Origin of the sequence: Winslowiella toletana, assembly GCF_017875465.1 — a bacterium.
Classification (GTDB): Bacteria; Pseudomonadota; Gammaproteobacteria; order Enterobacterales; family Enterobacteriaceae; genus Erwinia; species Erwinia toletana.
In genome coordinates this window covers 1,240,958-1,257,288 of record NZ_JAGGMQ010000001.1, presented here as the reverse complement: position 1 = coordinate 1,257,288, position 16,331 = coordinate 1,240,958, and the positions used below count along the sequence as shown (strand labels likewise).

The window sequence follows — 16,331 nt, the reverse complement described above, 5'->3', positions numbered from 1 at the left end:
ATTAACCCTGCGCCATCGCTAACTGGCCCAGTGCGGAAATTTTGTCCGGGCGGAAACCGCTCCAGTGATCATCGGCAGCCATCACCACCGGCACCTGACGGTAACCAAGTGATTTCAGGGTTTCTACCGCAGCCGGTTCGCTATCAAGATTAATCAGCTGATAGTCGATACCTTTTTTATCCATGGCATTTTTTGTTGCATTGCACTGGACACAGTTGTCTTTAGTGTAAATAATAATGCGCATGATTCGTATTTACCTCTGTCGTGAGAAACGCCGCGTTGTGCGAACCATTTTGCTGCTGATTCGCGCCAGCCTTTACGCCACCAGTAGTAGTGGGTTGATGAAGTTAATACTAGATGTAGTGTTTAATGAAATCAACCATACCAGATATAGTGTTTTCATATTTCTTAAGGCGCAGCAGTGCAAAGCCTTATCTGACGGGCTTTGCGACGGGGATATTTTTTTTCGGGGCGTCAGACATTTCCTGACGGGCAAAAAAAATCCCCGCCAGCAGGGCAGGGATCTGTCTGAACTTCAGGGCCAGGGTTAGCGGCGGGAAGCCAGTAGCGCACCAATCACAATACCTACTGCTGTACCAATACCGACACCGTGCCATGGATTGTCTTGCACATAGCTGTCGACCTGCACACCGGCGTCTTTTGCCGCCTGGGTCACGCGATTGCGACCATGCAATTTAGCGCGCGTCTCTTTTAACAGTGATTCTGCTTTACCGCGTGCCGATTCGATCTCATCCTTGGTTTTGCTGCCATAAGATTTCAGCAGATCATCAAGGGTATCTGCCAACAGGGAAACATCCTGGTTGATATCCACATCATCGTTTTTCGTCGTTTTGTTAAACATTTTTCGCTCCCTTCGCGTTAATAACTAATACTAAGCATAGACCATCATCACGTAACGCAGTGGTTATGACGCAGGATCGGTACCTTTATGGATAATTCCGAAAGCCCTGAGTGTCCGGCCTGATGTAAGGTTGCGGTGCTTTAGAAGACTAAGAGGATCGAGCATGTATTTACGACCTGATGAGGTAGCACGCGTACTGGAAAAAGCCGGGTTTGAGATGGACGCGGTGACGCCCAAAATCTACGGCTACCGTCGCGGTGAGAACTATGTGTATGTTAATCGCGAAGCACGCATGGGTCGTACCGCATTGATTATCCATCCGACGCTGAAAGAGAAAAGTCAGCACATCACTTATCCGTCATCGGAGATTAAAACCTGCGATGACTATGTACAGTTTCCGATGTACCTGGTCGGTGATAACCAGGATCACTACGGTATACCGCACGGCTTCAGTTCACGCATGGCGCTGGAAAAATATCTGCAACGCCTGTTTGACTAAGCATTAGCCAGTTGAGATTCCCCAGCGGATACGCTTATCTGGTGGGGAAGGGCTTCATGTGAGCGCCATCCCGCCTGTTCCCCGTTTTTTGCCTTAATGACCCACGTTTTATGGCGTTGCTTTCTGCCGGTACGCCCTGTATAACGTTTTTCCCATATAGAAGTTTAGACGTCCATATGGTTAAACACGATGCAGCCCACTGAGCACAGTTCTTCCCCTGAGCAGTTTAAACGCACCATGAAAGCACGCCATCTGGTGATGCTGTCGCTGGGCGGTGTGATTGGCACCGGCCTGTTCTTTAATACCGGCTATATAATCTCCACCACCGGCGCGGCCGGGACGCTGCTGGCCTACCTGATTGGCGCGCTGGTGGTCTGGCTGGTAATGATGTGCCTCGGTGAACTGTCGGTAGCAATGCCGGAGACCGGCGCCTTTCATGTCTATGCCGCGCGCTATCTCAGTCCGGCGACCGGCTATACCGTGGCCTGGCTTTACTGGCTGACCTGGACGGTGGCGCTTGGCTCCAGTCTGACTGCTGCAGGTTTCTGTATGCAGTACTGGTTCCCGCAAACCCCGGTCTGGCTGTGGTGTCTGCTGTTCTGCATCCTGATCTTTCTGTTAAACGTCATCTCCTCGCGCTTTTTTGCCGAAGGCGAATTCTGGTTCTCGATTATCAAAGTGGTCACTATTCTGGCGTTTATTATTCTGGGCGCCGGGGCGATCTTTGGTTTTATTCCGCTGAAAGATGGATCCAGCGCGCCGTTTTTCCATAATCTGACTGCTTCGGGCTGGCTGCCGCATGGCGGCCTGCCGATTCTGATGACCATGGTGGCGGTAAACTTTGCCTTTTCCGGCACCGAACTGATTGGTATTGCCGCTGGCGAAACCGAAAACCCGCAGCGGGTGGTGCCGATGGCGATTCGCACCACGGTGGCGCGGCTGGTGATTTTCTTTATAGGCACGGTAGTGGTGCTGGCGGCGTTGATCCCGATGAATGAGGCCGGGATTGTTAAAAGCCCGTTTGTACTGGTGTTTGAAAAGATCGGTATTCCTTATGCGGCCGATATTTTTAACTTTGTCATTCTGACGGCGATTCTGTCGGCGGCCAACTCCGGACTCTATGCGTCAGGCCGTATGTTGTGGTCGCTGGCCAATCAGCGCACGCTGCCGCGCTGTTTCGCCCGCCTGACCCGACGCGGCATTCCGCTGGTGGCGATTTCGGTCAGTATGCTTGGCGGCCTGCTGGCGCTGTTCTCCAGCGTGATTGCGCCGGATACAGTATTTGTCGCGTTATCGGCGATTTCCGGTTTTGCGGTAGTGGCGGTATGGCTAAGTATCTGCGCCTCACACTACGCCTTCCGCCGTCATCATCTGCGATCCGGGCGATCGCTGTCTGAACTGAAATATCGCGCGCCATGGTTCCCGCTGACGCCAGTTCTTGGCTTTTTACTCTGTCTGCTGGCCTGCGTCGGGCTGGCATTTGATGCCGGACAGCGTATTGCGCTGTGGTGCGGCCTGCCATTTGTCGCCCTCTGCTATGGCGCTTACTATGTCACGCAACTGCTGAAGAAACGCGAACTTACAAAGGAAGCTGAACATGTCGCTGAATAATCCCGTTGCTGAGATCCTGAACCAGAGCGGCACGCTGGTGCTGGATGGCGCGCTGGCCACCGAGCTGGAAGCGCGTGGCTGTAATCTGGCTGACAGTCTGTGGTCGGCGAAAGTGTTAATGGAAAATCCTGAGCTGATTTATCAGGTGCATTACGACTACTTTAAGGCTGGCGCGCAGTGCGCGATTACCGCCAGTTATCAGGCCACACCGCAAGGTTTTGCCGCACGCGGGCTGGACAGTGCGCAGGCTGAAGCGCTGATCGCCACCAGCGTTCAGCTGGCCTGCCGGGCGCGCGCCGACTATCTGGCGCAGCATCCGCAAGCCGGCAAGCTGCTGGTGGCCGGTTCCGTCGGTCCTTACGGCGCTTATCTTGCCGATGGCTCCGAGTACCGTGGCGATTACCAGTTAGCGCCCGCGGCGATGATGGATTTTCACCGTCCGCGGATCGCCGCGCTGGCGGCGGCGGGCGTTGATCTGCTGGCTTGCGAAACCCTGCCATCCTTTGCCGAGATTCAGGCGCTGCTGACCTTGTTGGCTGAATTCCCGGCAACGCCAGCCTGGTTCTCCTTTACCCTGCGCGACAGCGCGCATCTGAGCGATGGTACGCCGCTGTCGGCAGTGACTACATTGCTGGAGCAGAGTCCGCAGGTCGTGGCGCTGGGGATCAACTGCATTGCGCTGGAAGATGTCACCGCCGCGCTGCAAACGCTGGCGACACTGAGTACGAAGCCGCTGGTGGTCTATCCTAATTCCGGTGAACAGTATGATGCGATCACTAAAAGCTGGAACCATGCCGCCGCGGGTTGTTCACTTAGCGATAAGCTGCCGGAGTGGCAGGCGGCAGGCGCAAAACTGATTGGCGGTTGTTGCCGCACTACGCCGCAGGATATTGCGGCCATGGTAAAATGTTGCCATCATTAATAACGCACTGAAAATTTGCCTTATTACGCCCGGCTATATTGGGCATGATTAATGAAAAGCCGCCGCTCAGCGCTTAGACTATCAACAACATTTGTTGATTCAGGATGGTTTATGAAATCGATTTTACTGGCACTGATTTCACTGGTGATGCTGAGCGGTTGCGCCACCATTGTCGGCGATAAAACCCAGGCGGTGCGTATTGACTCCCGTCCGCAGGGCGCCAGTGTGGTGGTACAGGATGAAACCGGTCGCGCAGTCGCGCAGGGGCATACGCCACTGACGGTGACGCTGGAGAAATCTGACGGCAGTTACTTCGGGAAAAAACACTTTCGCGTGATGCTGGAAGCGCCGGGCTATGTGCCGCAGACGCTGGCGCTGGAAGAGCGTATCAGCCTGTGGTACAGCCTTGGTAATATTCCCCTTGGCGGCTTTATCGGCTGGCTGATTGTCGATCCTTTCTATGGCGGTATGTATTACATCGAACCGGAAGGTCTGCAGGTGATAATGAATCCGGTGGGCGCGCGCGGTTAAGTAAAAGGGGCCGTAACAGCCCCTTTAGCTTACTGGGCGGTGGGTTTAACCATGGTTCCCGGCGTTTTGTACTTCGCCAGATACTGTGGCTGGAAAATACACATCCGGATGGTGTTACGGTATTCGCCATTAATAAAGAATTCGTGGATCAACTCGCCTTCAATATCAAATCCCAGCTTGCTGTAGATATGAATCGCCTTCTCATTCTCTTTATCGACAATCAGATACAGCTTGTAGAGATTCAGCACGGAAAAGCCGTAATCCATCGCCAGCCTCGCCGCCTGACTGGCTAAGCCTTTGCCCTGATGAGCCGGGTCGATAATGATCTGAAATTCCGCGCGGCGGTGAATATGGTTGATCTCCACCAGCTCGACCAGGCCGACCCTTATGTCGTCGTTCTCCACGACAAAACGCCGTTCACTCTGATCATGTATATGTTTGTCGTAAAGATCAGACAGTTCAACAAAAGCCTCGTAAGGCTCCTCAAACCAGTAACGCATCACGCTGGCATTGTTATCCAGCTGATGCACAAAATGAAGGTCCTCACGCTCCAGCGGGCGAAGCTTTACCTGACCTGAAGTGGGCATAACGGCATCCTTATCAAAGACATTTGCAGGGAGTATAGCGCTAAACCGTAATCTCCCTGCAACCACTGCTTACCAGAAGCCGAGCACTTTCCACCAGCTGCTGCCGATAATTAACCAGATTGGGATCACCACCAGGCTCAGCAGAAAACCAATTTTCCACCAGGTGGCCAGCGGAATGTAGTTACAGCCAAACAGAATCGGCGCCGGGCCGCCAGAGTAGTGGGTGGTCGCCATATACAGGTTACTGAACATGCCGAAGACCAGCACGGTTAACATTGGCGGCGCGCCAGCCGCAATGGCAATCGAAACAAAAATGGCGTACATGGCGCTGATATGCGCAATGGCGCTGGCCATCATATAGTGGGTGTAATAGTAAGCCAGCAGCAGGATGCCAAGCATCGGCAGCCAGTGCATACCCTGCACATAGCCGGCAATCAGGCCGCCAAACCATGAGATAAAACCCAGTTTATTCAGCTGGTTTGCCAGCGTCAGCAGTACGGCGAACCAGACCACGGTATGCCAGGCCTCTTTCTCGCCAGTCACATCGTCCCAGGTTAAGGCGCCGGTGAGCAGCAGCACGCTGAGGCCAAGGAAGGCGGTCAGGGTAGCGTTAATCTGCAATGAAGAACCGGCAACCCACAGTCCTACCAGACCAAGGAACACGCACAGGACAATCCACTCGTTGCGGCTCAGCTTGCCCATTTCGCGCAGCTTTTCAGCGGCAATATGACGCATTTCTGGCGTACGTTTTAATTCTGGCGGATAGAAGCGATACAGCAGTAACGGAATTACCGCCAGTGAGATCAGGCCTGGCACGATGGCAGCTATCGCCCAGTCGGTCCAGGTGATGGTTAAACCCATGCCACCCGCCAGTTTCGCCACCATCGGGTTACCGGCCATTGAGGTAAGGAACATGGCGCAGGTGATGGCGTTACACTGGAACACACACTGGACTAAAAAGGCGCCAATTTTGCGCTCAGTGCCGCGTTCCGGAGTCGATTCATAGGCTTCAGCAATTGAGCGAAACAGCGGGGTGATAATGCCGCCGCAGCGTGCGGAAGTGGAGGGCATCGCCGGCGCAAAAATCAGGTCGGTCAGCACCAGGCCATAGGCCAGCCCGAGAGTGTTGTGTCCCAGCAGGCGAATAAACAGATAACCAACGCGTTTACCAAAACCGGTTTTGATAAAGCCGCGTGAAATAAAGAAGGCGCAGGCAATCATCCAGATAGTGGAGTCAGCAAAACCAGCCAGCACAGCATCAACACTCAGTAAACCGCAGGCGGCGACTACCGTTAAGCTGAAGATCGCCATTGCGCCCAGTGGGTAAGGCGAAAGGATCAGTCCGACCACCGTCGCGGTGAAAATTGCCAGCAGATGCCAGGCTTCAGGTTTTACTCCTTGCGGAACCGGACTCAGCCAGATCCCGGCGCCAATTAACAAAATAAGTAACAGTTTCCCCAGACGCGTTCTAAAAATTGCCATCATCTATTTCCCGTCGCATATACAGCATGATATGTCAGCGGTCGGCATCATTTTTGATCTGATATCGACTCTGCATAAACTTTAACGTGCTGATGTATCGCGGTTATTGATGCAAATCATCCCGGCGGGGGAGTTCCACAAAATAGTGCTGACTACCCGCCCGCAACGCGATGATGTTTTTAAGCGATTAACAGAAGCGCTATCAGGCGTTAACGATCTCCTCCGCCAGCAAACTGGCACGCTGCAACGCCTGAGGATTATCGACCCTGAGCCAGGGACGACCCGCCGTATCGATCCAGGCGGTGGAGAACAGCTCGCAGGCGCGGCCAAAAATGGTATAAAGCTGAACCTCGCCTTCGTAGGGTTGGATCGCCAGTTGCTCAACGACAAAACGGCGCGCCGCGGTGCTCAGTTTCACCAGCGCAATAAATTCTCCGGGCGCATCATCGGTCAGGAAGCTTACCTTTGCCACGGTTTCCGTCTGCGGTTCAGGCATCAGTTTTCGCAGATTGCTGGCCGCAGGTTTTCGGGCGGAGTCAATCGCCACACAAATCTCCGCCGGGTGATTTTTCACGTCTTTTAGCAAAGACGGAGGAACCAGCAAATTGCTCTCATAATAGATTACTGGCTCGTCATGCATGCTGAGCATCAGCCAGGCGCTCCAGTCGAGATTTAATGTGTGATACAACGGATTATTCAGCAAGACAAAATGGCTGTGTGGCAGTGAGTCAAACAAAATGCGTGCGCATTCAGCTGCATCATGCCCAAGGATAAAGGTTTTATGACCAATACCGGCGCGTTCAAAAATGGTGAGCTGGTAATCAATCATGCGATATTTTCCTGAGATCACACCGGTTGGCTGTAGTGATGTCGTCAGCGGTAAATGGCGATGGCCGGAGGCCGCCATAAGACAAGCAAGGCGCATTGGTAATCTCCTTTTCAACGCGCGCGGGTTAAAATGGCACCCGATTATTTTTCTCAACCTGAGGGCATTTGACTCAGGTGGTTAAGCTGTTGCTGATAAGTACAGTCCTGTACCGCAACCAGCAGGTCATCAATATCACTCAGGCTAATCTCTCCCTGAACACCGATGCGAAAAGTGTCAGCGCCATTGCTGATAATGCTAAGAACCAGCTGGCGTGGCAGCAGGCACTCATTCAGTTTGCTGGTGGCGAAGTGCTGACCGCTACGTCCGACAAGCGTAACAAACAGGGGCGCGCAGTGCTGCGGCTCGATCAGTGGCTGGAACCCTAAAGCAGCCATTCCCTTCAGCAAATGAATCATGCGCTGGCAGTAAAGCTGAAAGCGAGCTTCCCGCCCCCCTTGCTGGCGGTAGTCGTCAATGGCCTGCTTTAACGACAGCATAATCTGTAAGGGAGGCGTGAAGCGCCACTGGCCATCGGATTTTAGCGCACGGTATTGTGCTTTTAAATCAAGACTAAAGGTGCGCGGCGGTGTTTTTTGCGCCAGTTCATTTTTACAGACCAGCACAAACGCCATTCCCGGCGCACCGTGCAGACACTGGCTGGCGGAGAGAGCCACCGCCGCCAGCGCCGGAGAGGAGAAATTCAGCGGCAATACGCCGAAAGTGCTGATCACATCCACCATTAACCGGCAGCCATACTGAACCGCCAGACGGGAAAGGCCATCAATATCGTTTTTCACCCCCAGAATAGCCTCGAAGTGGACGGCGGCGAGATGCGTGATGGAGTTATCCTGATCAAGCGCCGCCGCCACCTGGGTCAGATCGATGCCGCAGCATGCATCCAGTTTTAATAACGAGTAACGGATATGATGAATATGACAAATTTCCGCCATCCGGCTGGCGGAAACGCCATTCTCCACAATTAACAGATGGTCGGTCTGGGAAAGTAGCGAACAAAGCATCGCTTCCACCGCAAAGGTGCCGCTGCCCTGCAGAGGGATAGCACTCCAGTGATTGTTACAACCCGCAATCTCCAGCACCGCTTTACGCAACTGAATACTGAGGGTTTTAGCCAGATCCTGCTGTGTGGACGGTACGCTATCTGCTGTCGCAGGTTGCGCGCAATGTTGTTTACTGTTTACCGCTATGTTGAGATTACTCGGTTGGGGATGTCCCTGAATATTCATGAGTCTGTTCTCAGTTGTGTTGTTGCAATAAATGGGTTTCAGCCGAAAGCCTGAAAAAAGCTACGGTTAATGTCGCAGAGCAATATCCCTGCTTTGACTGATGCCGATAGAATGAGATAGCAGTATTTATCGACAAAAGCCGCATAATATCGTCATGCGCCAGATCATCTGGTGCAAAACTAAAGGCATAACCCTAGTTGGTATAAAAAGAGTTTCAGTTTTTATGGTGTGAATAAAATAAATTCTTTGAATATTATTTTATTTATAATGATTTATATAGAATGTAGTTGCGGTAATTATTGATAGTGTTAATTACCTTGTTTGCATCAATCCTGAACGGGCTAAAGTGTTGGTAGCAGGTTGTGTGATATTTTCTTCCTCAAGGTAGAAGAAAAAAACGGGTAAGGCCCGGGCGCTGTATCTTGCCTGTTGCCATAGCCATCAGCAGAAAAAATAGTTAAACTACGAAGTGTGCAATTATATTTATCTGAATTGATTGCACGATGGCTTGCGCCAAAACGTATTGCGTTAAGATTAACTAAACCTTCCATGATTCAATTCCTGAAGCTCTGATGGAAAAATAAATTAAAGTAAACAGATCTGTTTTTCAATGGAAATATTAATATTTTGCTAGTTCTCAGTCTATCTTATTGATTTGTATTGATTGGACATGATCTGGACAGCTTTTCTTTTTGAACGCTGTCACAATTGTAATTGCAACTGATACTGGCTGGTTTGTTGACACGCAGCCAAAATGGCAGATATCTGATAAATATTAATAATGTGTTTTGTGATTCTGCTTAATCTGATGAAAACGGTCAGTCATCGACGGGGACAACCGCCGTTGAGCCTTTGGCAGGCGGCAGTATCAGAGGCAGGGCGGGCAGATTACAGAGGTATCCCTTCGGACTCCAGAATAGTTTTTGCCGTTGACCAGGCAATTAATGCCGGAGAGTATTCATTTTGCTGACGCCACGTGAGCTCTGCGCTAATTGAACCATCAACTAAGATGATAAAGGTATAAGCAATACGATGTGCTCTCTCGCCTTTTACCACGGGATATAATATCGTCAGTAATATCTGAATCAGGCTGTTTTTCAGGCTTTGATTCATTTCAATAATCGCATTGGAATTATAACCCAGCTCTGCAATAGAATGGCTCAGCATGCAGCCGCGAAAATTAACACTTTTAAACCAGTAATGATAATAGTTGAAAAAAGAAAATAACTGATCTTTCGGTGTTAACTGATTTTCGGTGATCAGACGGATGTTGTTAAGAAAATCTTCTTTGCACCGGCGCAGAACCTCAATGATAAGTCGTTCCTTCGAGGGGAAGTTGCGGTAGAGCGTTAATTTAGACACGCCGGCGCTGGCGGCAATCTTATCCACGCCTACCGAGTGAAATCCCTCCCGGTTAAATAATAGAGTGGCGGCGTTGATGATGGTCTCTTTTTTTTTCGACATGTTTAACACTTTAAAAAATATTGATTTTGATTAAGAGTAGCATGGATGCTATTTTTTTCAAATAATGCTTATGTGTAATGAGTTTTAATTTAAATGAATTTATCAACCTGTCTGTGGTTGTTTTGTTTTTTTTGATGTTGTGTTTTTCGCTCATGGCAGAATTGCGTGCTACCTTTCAATTTACACACTGTCGCATTCATTTTTAATAACCCGGGTTAAACATAAAATGTATCGCCGGAATTAAATAAAGTGGTAATTACTCTGGTTGAAATATGTTATCAGAATCTGTACACAAAAGGCGGCGACCAGCGGATAGTGATGTGAAGATGTGACAAAGGCCACGCGCGCATCCTGCGCCAGCCGACGTCCGGCATGCCTTCAGCATCCACCGGTACTCTGATCATCCGCTTATCGCGGCAGGCGCTGTCGAATGTGGCGGTAATGCCCGGATAAGCGGATCTTCCACCCAGGCGGATTCACCGGCATCCAGCAAAATTTGCGTGGCAAGATACAGCCCTTGTTGGGTGCTGGCAGTGATAATCATCTGTTCAGCCGTGCAATATACCGAGCGTGATTTACGCACATATTCGGCGATTGCCACGCGTAATGGCAGCGCCCTGGCGGCTGTTGGCTGCGGTGCGGGGGCTGGTGATCTTCTCTGCGGGTGATGCCTGTATTTCGCCTGGCAGGTACCCGAGTAAGCAGGAGCCTCATCAGCAGGCGCCAACCTGGAATTGGCGAGGCTATATTAGCGCAGCTGAATGCTGAGTAGTAACGATTAATTCGTCCGCGATGGCTTAGTGCGGGATAGTCTTAGAAAATACGTTAACAATAATTACGCCAATAATAATAAAGGCCAGACCAATAATGCCCGCAAGATCAATTTTCTGGCCATTTAACAGCCAGGCCGCCAGCGAAATCAGCACAATACCAACGCCAGACCAAATCGCGTAAGCGATGCCGGTTGGAATATGTTGCAGCGTCAGGGAGAGGCAGTAGAACGCGACGGCATAACATGCCAGCGTAGCAACGCCATATACGGGGCGGGTAAAGCCCTCGGAATACTTGAGTAATGTCGTGCCAACAACTTCAAACAAGATAGCGATAAAGAGTTGTAGATAGATAAGATTCATTTTTTTCAATCCGGGGTGGATGATTTTTTGTATAATAACCAATGCGTTTTAATTAGTCAGCATATTAATAAAGATAAAACTTATTGATTGATTAGTTATTAAATATTTTAAAGTTAAATATAATAATGTTCGGTAATATGATTGATCTGCAGATACTCACGCAAGGTTATTTTTTCTTTAAAAACATATGGTTGATTCTCCCCGCTTCGGATTGTTTCTGGCTGGCGTTATCGCATACACTTCTGCAAGCTATCTTTTGATTGTTTACAACAGGAGTAGGGTCAATGAGTAACAAGTTTCCGCAGCATTTCTTATGGGGTGGGGCGACGGCCGCCAACCAGGTCGAAGGGGCGTATAACGAAGAGGGGAAAGGACTGTCGATTGCTGATGCTTTTCCCGGTGGCAAGCAGCGCTTAAAAATTGTCGCCTCACCTGACTTTGATTTCACTGTCGACCCGAACAAGTATACCTACCCGAACCACAAAGGCATTGATCACTACCACCGTTTTAAACAGGATATCGCGCTGTTCGCCGAAATGGGCTTCAAATGTTACCGCTTCTCTGTTGCCTGGACGCGTATTTACCCGAACGGTGTCGAGCAGACGCCAAACGAGGCGGGACTGGCTCACTATCAGCAGGTGATTGACGAGTGTCTGGCACACGGCATTGAACCGGTGATTACGATCTCCCACTATGAGATGCCGCTTAAGCTGGCGACTGAATATGGCGGCTGGAAAAACCGCGAACTGGTTGGTTTTTTTGAGCGTTTTGCCCGCACGGTGATTGAACGTTTCGGTAAGCAGGTCAAATACTGGATGACCTTTAACGAGATTAACAGTGCGGTTCATTTTCCGATTATGAGCCAGGGCTTGACGGTAAAAACCGGTGCGCTGGATCCTCAGGCTAAATTCCAGGCGTGGCATAACCAGTTTGTCGCCAGCAGCACCGCGGTGAAAATTGCCCATGAGTTTAATCCGCAGATCCAGATTGGCTGCATGATTATTTACGCCACCACCTATGGCTATGATTGTAATCCGCTGAATCAGCTTAAAGCATTGCAGGATAATCAGGCATTTAACCTCTACTGTGCCGATGTGCAGGTCGGGGGTAAATATCCGTACTACGCGAAAAGCCTGTGGCGGAAACTTGGGGTGGAACTGGCTATCGAGCCGGGTGATCTGGCGCTGTTTGCCCAGCATCCGGTGGACTATATTGGCTTCAGCTATTACATGTCTTCCACGGTTAATGAAACCAACCCGGATGCCGGTAGCACTGAAGGTAACCTGCTGGGCGGCGTGCGTAACCCGTTCCTCGAAGCCAGCGACTGGGGATGGGAAATTGACCCGGTTGGCCTGCGTATTGCGCTGAACCAGCTGTATGACCGTTATCAGAAACCGCTGTTTATTGTGGAAAACGGCCTGGGCGCAATTGATACGCCGGATGAGAACTTCGTTATCGTCGACGATTACCGCATTAATTATCTGCGCAAACATATCGAAGCGATGGCTGATGCGATTGCCGATGGCGTTGATCTGATGGGGTATACGCCGTGGGGTTGTATTGACGTGGTCAGTATGTCGACTGGTGAGATGTCCAAGCGCTACGGTTTTATTTATGTCGATCTGGATGACACCATTTCCGGCACCGGCAACCGCTATAAGAAGAAATCATTTAGCTGGTATCAGCGGGTGATTGCTTCAAATGGTGAAGAGCTAAGTTAACTGCCGCGCATCGACAACAATGGCATTTGCTGAAACTGGCGATGCCATTGTTATTCCTGAGCTGAGGCTGCCAGGGTTTGTATCCCATTGATCACCAGTTCCCGCTTTTCATTCTTGCACGTGGCAACATAGACATCGATATTCAGTGTTTGCGCCGCCTCGTCTGTCAGCTGCCGATAGCATAATCCCTGCTGGTTAAAGCTGCACATGGAACGCGGCAGAAGGGCGATGCCTTTACCTCTGGCAATACCGGAGAGCAGAACCAGAGAGTCTTCAGGCTCCCTGACTCTTTTGAAAGTAAACGGCAGCTGCTGAAAGTAACCTTCACATTTATCATAGAACACTGGATTCGCATGGCGGGGAAACCAGAACAGTGGCAGGTCCGCGACATCGGCGAGGGAGACTTTCTCTTGTAAACTGCTGCGATGAGAGGATGGCATGGCGAGCAGCAGAGGTTCGCGATAAATCCAGTGGAAGTTGAAATCGAGTTCGCTGTGCAGGCTTATTTCGCCAGTGATGACCATATCCATCTGACCTTTAGCGAGGGATTGCAGAAGCTGACTGGAGGTCTGATTCTGTATATCAATCTCTTCCTCCCCGATCATTTTTTTAATTTTATCATTCACAAGCGGAATATTATTAAAGTTCAGCGTGCGGGTCAGGCCGATCCGCAGCTGGCTGTGCTTTTCACTTATTTCACTGATAAATACGGTAAGATCATTAATCAGCTGACTCGCCTTCGCCACCAGTTTAATACCGGCCCCTGTCAGACGTACTTCGTGGGTATTACGGATAAAAAGCTCACAGCCCAGCAACGCTTCCAGTGATTTTATTTGTCGGGTTAATGGCGGTTGCGTCATGCTTAGCCGTTCGGCCGCTTTTCTGAAGTTAAGCTCCTCAGCGACCAACAGAAAGCATTGCAACTGTTTGATGCCGGGTAACTTATTATTAATGTTGTCCACTATGTCTCCGCACCTGTTATCTGGCTGTGTGAGCTGCTATTCCTCGCCAGGGAACTCTATCTTAATTGCCAGTGATTGTAAATTAATCAATGAGTTAGATGTTTATTCGGGAAAAGAAACCGCCACCTTGATGGCGGTCTGTATGCAGCCAACAACGTTAAACATTAATGCCTTTCATGCCCTCATCGGTATACCTGCTGCCTTTAATGATGATGTCGCTTTGCATATTATCCAGTACGGTAAGATCCGAGGCATCTAGCCGGATATTTGCAGCGGCAGCATTCTCTGCCAGATATTTATCGTTTTTGGTGCCCGGAATAGGTACAGTCTTTTCATATTGCGCCAGTAACCATGCCAGCGCAATCTGACCATAAGTACACTGGTATTTATCCGTTAGCGGTGTAATAGCATTCAACAGCTGACGATTGTGATCGATATTCTGCTGCTGGAAACGTGCATTATTTTTGCGAAAATCACCATCGGCGAAATCGGTGTTGTTCAGATATTTTCCAGTCAGAAATCCACGACCCAGTGGGGAATAAGGCACCAGCCCAATTCCCAGTGATTTCACCACAGGCAAAATGGTCGCTTCAATATCACGCGTCCACAGTGAATATTCCGTTTGCAGCGCCGTAACCGGAAATACCGCGTGGGCTTTTTGCAAGGTTGCAGCAGAGACTTCACACAAGCCGATATGACCGATTTTCCCCTCCTGCACCAGTCGGGATAAACAGTGCATGCTCTCTTCAATATCTGCATTTTTATCAACACGGTGAAGATAAAACAGATCGATTTTTTCCACGCCGAGTCGTTGCAACGATTCGTGGCAGCTACGTACAATATAGTCCGGATGATTATTTATTTTTCTGGCATAGGCCGCATCAGGATTACGTTCGATGCCACATTTGGTCGCTATTTTAAATTGCTGCCGCGTTTGATTATCCAGTTTTGCTAAAAAATGGCCGATAAGCCGCTCATTATGACCACGGCCATACTGGTCAGCAGTATCAATAAAATTAATGCCGTGCTCAATAAGTTTACTTAATAATTTTAATGACGTGTTGTCGTCAGTGTCGCCATAAAATTCACTCAACCCCATGGCGCCGTAGCCGATAGTGCTGACGTTCAGATCCAGTGAAAGATGTCTTGTATGCATAGCCCCTCCATAAGTGAATACGCAGTGTTGCATGGTTGGGCGTGCAGCTGAATTTCAAGATGGGTGATACGATTTTGGTATCGCCAGCGGCAGGCTGACAGAAGATCCCGCAGTCTGCCGATATATGGCCTATGGCGCCGACGATTTCACCTTCAGCATACCTGTCGCCAGATATTTAAACGCTTCAATCGCTTTTGGCAAGGTTATTTGCGGATCTTCACTTACGGCAACCCACTGGGCGGCATTGAGGGCAGCGCCGTTGAGCAGTCGGGCAGCGGCTTCCACATCGACAGGTTGCAGAATATTGTTTGCTGCAAGGGCTGTGAGCGCCAGCTTAGTTTCATGCAGGCAGACATTCTGGCTGGGCCACTGCGAGGGGTCGCCGAGAAACGCCGGACCATCCAGTAGCACAATGCGTTGAATTTCAGGGTCTGTAGCCAGTTCAATGTAAGCGGTTCCCTGAGCGAGCAGTTGTTCCCAGCCATCTTCGTATTGGGCTGCTGCATCTTGCGCGCGTGCGGCCATCTCCCCATCAACCTGAGCAACGACGGCGGCCAGCAGTCCTTTTTTATCACCAAAATTGTGATAAAGCGCTCCGCGGGTCAGACCAGCCTGCGCAGTAAGCTCATCCATTGACGCGGCAGCGAAACCCTTCTCAGCAAAGGCTTTGCGCGCCGCAGAGATCAATTTTATACGATTCTCTTCCATTGTTTCAGCACGGCGTTTTGCCACTACGGTTTTCTCCTATTTCACATACATTGCGTATCTTATTTGACATGCGCAGTGTATGTGAGTTTGATTGACATACGCCGAGTATATCAAATTTTGACGCGGCGAGTGAAATCACCATCGAACTTTTAGCCATTAAGGGGACAACCTGTGACGCAACGTGATGCCGTATTTCCCGCAGGCCGCCATGCACTGTATGAACAGCATGGCTATTCAGCTGCCATCCGCTCCGGCGATTTGCTGTTTGTTTCTGGTCAGGTAGGTAGCCATAGCGACGGTTCTCCTGAGCCGAATTTTGCCCGTCAGGTCAGGCTTGCATTTGAAAACCTCAATGCCACGCTGGCGGCGGCAGGCTGTACTTTTGACGATATCGTTGATGTGACCTCATTCCACACCGATCCGGAAAATCAGTTTGCGACGGTAATGGCGGTAAAAAACGAGGTATTCAGTCAACCACCCTATCCTAACTGGACAGCTGTCGGCGTAAACTGGCTGGCAGGTTTTGATTTTGAAATCAAGGTGATTGCTCGTATACCGGCTGGTGGCGGGAGCGTTTAGGC

At 50.2% G+C, this 16,331-nt stretch carries 19 protein-coding genes and 1 pseudogene; 8 read left to right on the top strand and 12 right to left on the bottom strand.

The annotated features are described in order from the left end of the window. Position 1: 1 nt before the first annotated feature. On the bottom strand, positions 2 to 244 hold the full coding sequence (gene nrdH / locus J2125_RS05905; RefSeq protein WP_017803092.1) for a glutaredoxin-like protein NrdH: 243 nt from the start codon (positions 242 to 244) through the stop codon (positions 2 to 4). On the opposite strand from nrdH, the gene J2125_RS05900 reads away from it, so the two are divergent. Continuing rightward, entirely contained in the window at positions 237 to 551 is a 315-nt protein-coding gene (locus J2125_RS05900) for a hypothetical protein (RefSeq protein WP_017803093.1), read from the top strand. The genes nrdH and J2125_RS05900 overlap by 8 nt on opposite strands. Here the strand turns inward: J2125_RS05900 and J2125_RS05895 are convergent. Then, positions 548 to 862 carry a DUF883 family protein gene (locus tag J2125_RS05895; protein ID WP_017803094.1) on the bottom strand — a complete coding sequence of 105 codons (315 nt, stop codon included), beginning with the start codon at positions 860 to 862 and terminating at the stop codon, positions 548 to 550. The two genes, J2125_RS05900 and J2125_RS05895, sit on opposite strands and share 4 nt — an antisense overlap. A gap of 163 nt (positions 863 to 1,025) precedes the next feature. On the opposite strand from J2125_RS05895, the gene J2125_RS05890 reads away from it, so the two are divergent. The 4 genes from J2125_RS05890 to J2125_RS05875 all read left to right on the top strand — a co-directional run bounded on the left by J2125_RS05890 (position 1,026) and on the right by J2125_RS05875 (position 4,425). Next, positions 1,026 to 1,361 carry a DUF2002 family protein gene (locus J2125_RS05890; protein ID WP_017803095.1) on the top strand — a complete coding sequence of 112 codons (336 nt, stop codon included), beginning with the start codon at positions 1,026 to 1,028 and terminating at the stop codon, positions 1,359 to 1,361. Positions 1,362 to 1,550: 189 nt separating this feature from the next. After that, the gene (mmuP, locus tag J2125_RS05885) at positions 1,551 to 2,972 is read left to right on the top strand and encodes an S-methylmethionine permease (protein WP_017803096.1); all 1,422 of its coding nucleotides are present in this window, start codon (positions 1,551 to 1,553) and stop codon (positions 2,970 to 2,972) included. Further along, a complete protein-coding gene (gene mmuM, locus J2125_RS05880; RefSeq protein WP_017803097.1) occupies positions 2,959 to 3,894 on the top strand; it encodes a homocysteine S-methyltransferase in 936 nt (311 codons plus the stop codon). Before mmuP ends, mmuM begins: the two co-directional genes overlap by 14 nt. 111 nt (positions 3,895 to 4,005) lie before the next feature. Further along, on the top strand, positions 4,006 to 4,425 hold the full coding sequence (locus tag J2125_RS05875; RefSeq protein ID WP_017803098.1) for a putative periplasmic lipoprotein: 420 nt from the start codon (positions 4,006 to 4,008) through the stop codon (positions 4,423 to 4,425). Between the two features lie 29 nt (positions 4,426 to 4,454). Here J2125_RS05875 and speG read toward each other — a convergent pair whose 3' ends face one another. The 6 genes and pseudogenes from speG to J2125_RS05845 all read right to left on the bottom strand — a co-directional run. Continuing rightward, positions 4,455 to 5,012 (bottom strand): spermidine N1-acetyltransferase, encoded by a 558-nt coding sequence (gene speG, locus J2125_RS05870; RefSeq protein ID WP_017803099.1) that lies wholly within the window; start codon positions 5,010 to 5,012, stop codon positions 4,455 to 4,457. Between the two features lie 69 nt (positions 5,013 to 5,081). After that, positions 5,082 to 6,494: an anion permease gene (locus tag J2125_RS05865; protein WP_026111983.1), complete on the bottom strand. Its 1,413-nt coding sequence runs from the start codon at positions 6,492 to 6,494 to the stop codon at positions 5,082 to 5,084. A 202-nt stretch (positions 6,495 to 6,696) separates the two neighbouring features. Next, entirely contained in the window at positions 6,697 to 7,419 is a 723-nt protein-coding gene (locus tag J2125_RS05860) for a glycosyltransferase family protein (RefSeq protein ID WP_026111984.1), read from the bottom strand. Positions 7,420 to 7,472: 53 nt separating this feature from the next. Next, positions 7,473 to 8,606, bottom strand: coding sequence for an aminotransferase class V-fold PLP-dependent enzyme (locus J2125_RS05855; protein ID WP_083865669.1), 1,134 nt, complete (start codon positions 8,604 to 8,606; stop codon positions 7,473 to 7,475). An 888-nt stretch (positions 8,607 to 9,494) separates the two neighbouring features. Beyond that, a complete protein-coding gene (locus J2125_RS05850) occupies positions 9,495 to 10,070 on the bottom strand; it encodes a TetR/AcrR family transcriptional regulator (protein WP_017803103.1) in 576 nt (191 codons plus the stop codon). 306 nt (positions 10,071 to 10,376) lie between these two features. Next, positions 10,377 to 10,686 (bottom strand): annotated as a pseudogene (locus J2125_RS05845) (aminotransferase class I/II-fold pyridoxal phosphate-dependent enzyme); the annotation flags it as partial. On the opposite strand from J2125_RS05845, the gene J2125_RS05840 reads away from it, so the two are divergent. After that, positions 10,677 to 10,838, top strand: coding sequence for an FMN-binding negative transcriptional regulator (locus tag J2125_RS05840; protein ID WP_083865672.1), 162 nt, complete (start codon positions 10,677 to 10,679; stop codon positions 10,836 to 10,838). The pseudogene J2125_RS05845 and the gene J2125_RS05840 sit on opposite strands and share 10 nt — an antisense overlap. A gap of 29 nt (positions 10,839 to 10,867) precedes the next feature. Here J2125_RS05840 and J2125_RS05835 read toward each other — a convergent pair whose 3' ends face one another. Then, a complete protein-coding gene (locus tag J2125_RS05835) occupies positions 10,868 to 11,203 on the bottom strand; it encodes an SMR family transporter (RefSeq protein ID WP_017803105.1) in 336 nt (111 codons plus the stop codon). A gap of 284 nt (positions 11,204 to 11,487) precedes the next feature. Between J2125_RS05835 and J2125_RS05830 the strand changes: the two genes are divergently transcribed. Further along, on the top strand, positions 11,488 to 12,924 hold the full coding sequence (locus J2125_RS05830) for a glycoside hydrolase family 1 protein (RefSeq protein WP_209499474.1): 1,437 nt from the start codon (positions 11,488 to 11,490) through the stop codon (positions 12,922 to 12,924). A gap of 50 nt (positions 12,925 to 12,974) precedes the next feature. Here J2125_RS05830 and J2125_RS05825 read toward each other — a convergent pair whose 3' ends face one another. From J2125_RS05825 to J2125_RS05815, 3 genes are all read right to left on the bottom strand, one after another. Then, a complete protein-coding gene (locus J2125_RS05825) occupies positions 12,975 to 13,886 on the bottom strand; it encodes a LysR family transcriptional regulator (RefSeq protein WP_017803107.1) in 912 nt (303 codons plus the stop codon). A 157-nt stretch (positions 13,887 to 14,043) separates the two neighbouring features. After that, positions 14,044 to 15,042: an aldo/keto reductase gene (locus J2125_RS05820; RefSeq protein ID WP_017803108.1), complete on the bottom strand. Its 999-nt coding sequence runs from the start codon at positions 15,040 to 15,042 to the stop codon at positions 14,044 to 14,046. A gap of 129 nt (positions 15,043 to 15,171) precedes the next feature. Beyond that, entirely contained in the window at positions 15,172 to 15,750 is a 579-nt protein-coding gene (locus J2125_RS05815) for a TetR/AcrR family transcriptional regulator (RefSeq protein WP_017803109.1), read from the bottom strand. Between the two features lie 171 nt (positions 15,751 to 15,921). Between J2125_RS05815 and J2125_RS05810 the strand changes: the two genes are divergently transcribed. Further along, positions 15,922 to 16,329 (top strand): RidA family protein, encoded by a 408-nt coding sequence (locus J2125_RS05810; RefSeq protein WP_017803110.1) that lies wholly within the window; start codon positions 15,922 to 15,924, stop codon positions 16,327 to 16,329. The last annotated feature ends 2 nt before the right edge of the window (positions 16,330 to 16,331 follow it).